Source organism: Synechococcus sp. R6-5 (assembly GCF_047461775.1).
In the GTDB taxonomy this organism is placed as follows: Bacteria; Cyanobacteriota; Cyanobacteriia; order Thermostichales; family Thermostichaceae; genus Thermostichus.
Genome location: NZ_JANSHV010000284.1, coordinates 1 through 5,146, shown reverse-complemented (window position 1 = coordinate 5,146; position 5,146 = coordinate 1). Strand labels below are relative to the sequence as shown.

The following is a 5,146-nucleotide window of genomic DNA, read 5'->3' as shown; positions in this document are numbered from 1 at the left end:
GCCGCAGGTGTTGCTGTTGGATGAGCCCACCACCTTTTTGGATCTGCGCCACCAACTGGAGCTGCTGGAGCTGTTGCAACGGCTGAAGCAGGAGCAGGGCCTGACGGTAGTTACGGTGCTGCACGACCTGAATTTGGCCATTCGCTACAGCGAGCAGATTGCCTTGCTGGGATCCGGCCAGATGCAGGCCCTGGGGTCTCCCTTGGCGGTGTTGACCCCCAGCCGGGTGCGACAGGTGTTTGGCCTGGAGGTGGAGTGGATCTCGACTCCGGTAGGGCCACAGCTTTGCCCCCTGCGCAGCACAGCTCCAGCGGCAGCAAGGCTCCTCTCCCTGCCGGTGTCAGGGTGCTGAGGGAGGGTTTGTCCGGTTTTGCAGTGAGTTTTTCCTGGGGTGGATTTGAGGAGTCTGAGAGGTTATGCGCATGAACGGTCGTTGGTGGCGGGTGGTGAGTTTGGGGTTGAGTTTGGGAGTGGGCTGGGGATCCCTGTCCCAGGCTCAGCCCAATGCCCGGATCCCTGATTCGACAACTCCGCCGCTGTTGGCCCAGGCCACCCCTGCACCGACCACCCTGCCAGAGCAGATTAGGGAGCTGGAGGCGCAAATCGAAGCTGCCCGCCAGCGGGGGGATCAGGCAGAGGTGGAGCGGCTACAGGCCGAACTTCGGGCTCTCCAGCAGGAAGGCACGCCGATCTTTAACCTGCAACAGGTCACCGTAACCGGTACTCGCACCGAGCGCACCCTAGCCGACTCGCCCGCCAGCATTACCGTCATCGACCGGGAGCGGTTGCGGCGGGAGCTGGTTCAAAACATTCAGGATCTGGTGCGCTACGAGCCGGGGGTAAGCGTGCGGCGCAGCGTTCGCTACGGCCTGCAGGACTTCAACATCCGCGGCCTCGACGCCAACCGGGTGCTGATCCAGGTGGATGGGATCCGCCAGCCGGAGCGATTTTCCTTCGGCCCCTTCACCATTGGCCGGGATACCTTTGAGCTGGAGACCCTGAAAACTGTAGAAATTATCCGCGGCCCCGCCTCCACCCTCTACGGCAGCGACGCGCTGGGGGGTGTGGTGACCTATACCACCCTGGATCCAGCCGATCTGCTGGGGGAACGGGACAGCCATGTGGGCCTGTCCAGCCAGTACGACAGCAAAAACCAAGGGTACGTCAACACCCTCAGCTTGGCGGGTCGGCAGGATAACTTAGAGGCCCTGCTCATCTACACTCGCCGCGACGCCAGAGAGCCGGATATCCAGGCGGATCCCAGTTTCAAGGATCGGCAGACGGTGGAGGGAGACAATGTTCTGGCCAAGCTGGTCTATCGCTTCAGTCCCTTTGACAGCCTCACCCTGACGGCGGAATACTTCCACAACCGCACCACCACCACCTTTTCGCCCCGCAACCTGGATCCCGGCATCCGCTTTTTCAGGGAGACCATTGAGACCGAGCGCAGCCGCCTCAGCTTGGAATATCGCTACGCCAACCCCGATACCCCCGCTTTTGAGCTGGCCACCGTCCAGATCTACTACCAGCCGGCCCGCACCCAGGAGCCCAGCGTGGAAGAACGCACCCTCACGGTACAAGGTCGGCCCGTGCCTGTGCGTCGGGATACCTTCAACGAGCTGGTCAGCAACATTCTGGGAGCCAGCGTACAGGCCCAGAGCCGCTTCCAAACCGGGGATCTCTCCCACCGCTTGGTGTATGGAATGGAGATCTCCACCACCCGCAACGAACGTCCCCGCAACCGCTTCCAAACCAACCTGCTGACCGGGGCAGTCACCCAAAACATCCCCCCGGACACTTTTCCCACCAAAGATTTTCCCGACTCCGATACCGTGCGCTTTGGGCTGTATTTGCAAGATGAGATCGACTTTGGGGGCGGCAACTTTACCCTCATCCCCGGCATCCGCTACGACACCTACCGCCTCACCCCCAGCCCTGACGAAGCCTTCTTGAAAAGTGGGGCAGAAGCCGCCAGCCTGTTTGCCGATGCCATTTCTCCCAAGGTGGGCCTGGTGTGGAGGATTAATCCCAACCTCACCTTTACGGCCCAGCACAACACCGGTTTTCGGGCCCCTCAGTACAACGAAATCAACAGCGGCTTCACCAACCTGGTCAGCCCCTTCTTCCGCTACCGCACCCTTTCCAATCCCAACTTGCGACCGGAAACCAGCCAAGGCTTTGAAGTGGGGTTGCGGGGGATCTACCCCCAGGCCAGCTTTAGCTTGGCCGCCTACTACAACACCTACAACGACTTTATCGAGGCTTTCCGGGAGGTGGGATCCGAGCCTTCACCCCCCGGCCCGCCAGGGAGCCCGCCACCTCCACCGGTGACTCTCTTTCAGAGCCAGAACGTCAGTCGGGCCCGCATCTATGGTGTAGAAGCCACCGGGCAGTACTTCTTCAGCCCCGATTTGACCGGCTGGAGCCTCAATGGCAGCTTTGCCTGGGCGGTGGGGGATAACCTCACCGAAAACAAACCCCTCCTTTCCATTGAGCCACTGACGGCAGTACTGGGACTGCACTACGACGATCCCAGCCAGATCTGGGGAGCCAGGTTGGTGGCCACGCTGGTGGCGGATCCCCGCGACCCGCAACGGGAGGTAGTGCAACCGAACCCCAACGCTCCACCTCGAATTCCGTTTGTGCCCAAGGGCTACACCGTGGTGGATCTGCTGGGCTACTACAACCTGGACGACAACTGGCAATTGAATTTCGGGGTGTTCAATCTCTTTGATGAAAAGTATTTTCTCTACTCCGAAACCCGCTCTCTCTTTGTCGGCCCTGAAGTGGAACGGCGGGCCCAGCCGGGACGGCATGCTGCGCTCAGTTTTTCCACCCGGTTTTAGGGGCCAAGACCTGAGGCCGTGTTTACTCTGGATCCTGCTCTAACCGATGCTTGCCGAGCCACCTGCCCGCACCCCCAAGGGATCCCTCTCTCTTCTTCGGAAGTCCTGTCCCCAGCTTTTGTGGCGACTGCAGGGGTGGTATTGGCAGCAGGCGGGCATGGCCTGGGAGGCGGGGCTGGCTTGGTTGGCGTTGTGGCTTTGGGCTGGCGCAAGAGAGAGCGGCTGGCTGGAGTGTGCCGAGGAGCTGCTGCAAGAGGCTTGGGTGGCCGGCTATAGCTGGGCTGCCCTCTGGACAGCTTGCCAGGAGGGGGAAGATCCGCCGGGGACCGTCCTCCACCTGCGAGCCAGGGATCCCCGACCGCTGCGCCGGGAGGGGTTGATTTCCCTCCTCTTGCACCTGATGGCGCTGCTGGGGCTGGCTTGGTGGGGATCCCGGCCTTTATCAGACGCAGAACTCCGGATCCCAGTCACGCTTTTGCTGGAGGATCCCGAGCCACAGTTGCTCGAACCGGATTCAGAATCCATAGAATCTCTCCCACCAGAGCCAACAGCAGAGCCGCCCGGCCCGGCCCCGGAATCGCCCCCTGCAGACGATCTATCCCCACCGGAGCCTGTGCCCCAAGAGATCGAGATGCCAGCCATCCCGGAGGCTGAATCTTTGCTGGCCCTGCAAACTCCGACCCCTACGCCTCCACCGACCCCTACACCCATTCCCACGGCAAAGCCAGAACCCACCCCTACTCCTCCACTGACCCCATTACCGACAGCCACCCCGCAACCCACTCCTCCGCCACAACAGCCCACCCCAACTCCGGCGGTTACCCCCACCTCTACAGCGACTCCACTCACCTCCGCCCCGGTTACCTCAAGCACCTCTCTGCCCCGCTTTACCCCCTTGATCCAAGGGATCCGTTCCAGCGTAAAGACTGCCGCCGCTCCGCCTTCCCCCGGCAGCGAGAGCAGATTGGGGCCAAGGGATCCTGAAACTGGGACACCTGGCGGTATAGGTGCAGCCCAACCCCATTCCTCTGCCCCAACACCTGCCACCCCCAGTTCCTCCCCACCGACAGTGGCTGCCAACCCCCAGCCGGACATCCTGGCCCGCCCGATCCCCGGTCGCAATCCTCCGCCCCCCTACCCTCCTCAAGCTCGCCGTCTCGGCCAACAGGGGCAGGTGCTGCTGCGGGCCAAGGTCAATGCCCAGGGGCAGGTGCAGCAGGTGGAGATCGTCTCTTCCAGTGGGTTTCCCGCCCTGGATAGGGCAGCGCAGGAGGCGGTGCAGCGGTGGGAATTCAGCCCGGCCTTGAGAAACAACGCCCCCATCGAGTCTTGGGTGGTGGTGCCCATCCAGTTCACCCTCAATTGACTGTTTTGGAACTGTTTTGGAGATCGTCCATGCCGTCTTGTCTTTCTCGCCGTCAACTCCTTGTCTTGGGCCTGGCCAGCCTGGGGGTTTGGGGAATGGGTCGCTTGGCCCGCGCCCAAAGCCAGATCCCGCCAGCTCCGGTTCGGCGAGTGGCCAGCCTCACCACCTTGACAGCCGATATTCTCTATCGCCTGGCTCCGGACAAGCTGGTGGGGATCCCGTCCGGGCGCTTGTTGGAGGCGGATCCCCGCTTTCAGGGCATAACTCGGCTGGGGCTGGGCAACCAACCTAACCTGGAGCAAATCGTGGCCCTGCAACCGGACTGGGTGGTGGGGGCCAGTGGCTTTCACACGGCTTTGGCAGAACGATTGCAGGCATTGGGGATCCCCACCTATCTCACGCAGGTGGACAGTTGGGCTGCCCTGGAAGCAACCATCGCCACTCTGGCTGCTGCCTTGGGGGCGGATCCGGATCCCTTGCTGCGGGAGTACGGATCGCTTTTGCCCCAGGAGCTGCCCCCAGTTCGCCCCAAAACCCTGCTTTTGGTGGGCACCCAGCCGATTCTCTCTCCCAACCGGCAAAGCTGGGCCGGGGATCTGCTGGAGCGCTTTGGCGCCGATAACCTGACGGCTGCCCTGCAAAGCCAAGGGCAATTTCGCGGCTATGTCACCCTTGCGGCAGAGCGCATCCTGGAAGCCAACCCCGAGGTTTTGTTGGTGGTCAACCCGGAGGCGGCGGATCCCTTGGCGTTTTTCCGTTCCCGCCCCTTTTGGAATCGGTTGCAAGCCGTCCAAACTGGGAAAGTTTATGGATTTGACTACTACGGCTTGGTCAATCCCGGTAGCTTGGAGAAAATCAGAGTTGCCTGCGAGCAGTTAGCCCGCATTTTTTGAACGGACTTGGAGTGTCTGATACATTTACGCTGAACACTGCT

The 5,146-nt window shown here is 61.8% G+C and carries 3 protein-coding genes and 1 pseudogene; all 4 read left to right on the top strand.

Features of this window, described 5'->3' with window-relative positions; genetic code table 11:
* Positions 1 to 352: pseudogene (locus tag NW818_RS12820) on the top strand (ABC transporter ATP-binding protein); the annotation flags it as partial.
* 70 nt (positions 353 to 422) lie between these two features.
* Positions 423 to 2,846: a TonB-dependent hemoglobin/transferrin/lactoferrin family receptor gene (locus NW818_RS12815; RefSeq protein ID WP_414424772.1), complete on the top strand. Its 2,424-nt coding sequence runs from the start codon at positions 423 to 425 to the stop codon at positions 2,844 to 2,846.
* A gap of 46 nt (positions 2,847 to 2,892) precedes the next feature.
* Positions 2,893 to 4,212, top strand: a complete 1,320-nt coding sequence (locus tag NW818_RS12810) for an energy transducer TonB (RefSeq protein WP_414424771.1) — start codon at positions 2,893 to 2,895, stop codon at positions 4,210 to 4,212.
* A gap of 29 nt (positions 4,213 to 4,241) precedes the next feature.
* A complete protein-coding gene (locus NW818_RS12805) occupies positions 4,242 to 5,105 on the top strand; it encodes an ABC transporter substrate-binding protein (RefSeq protein WP_414424770.1) in 864 nt (287 codons plus the stop codon).
* Positions 5,106 to 5,146: the final 41 nt, after the last annotated feature.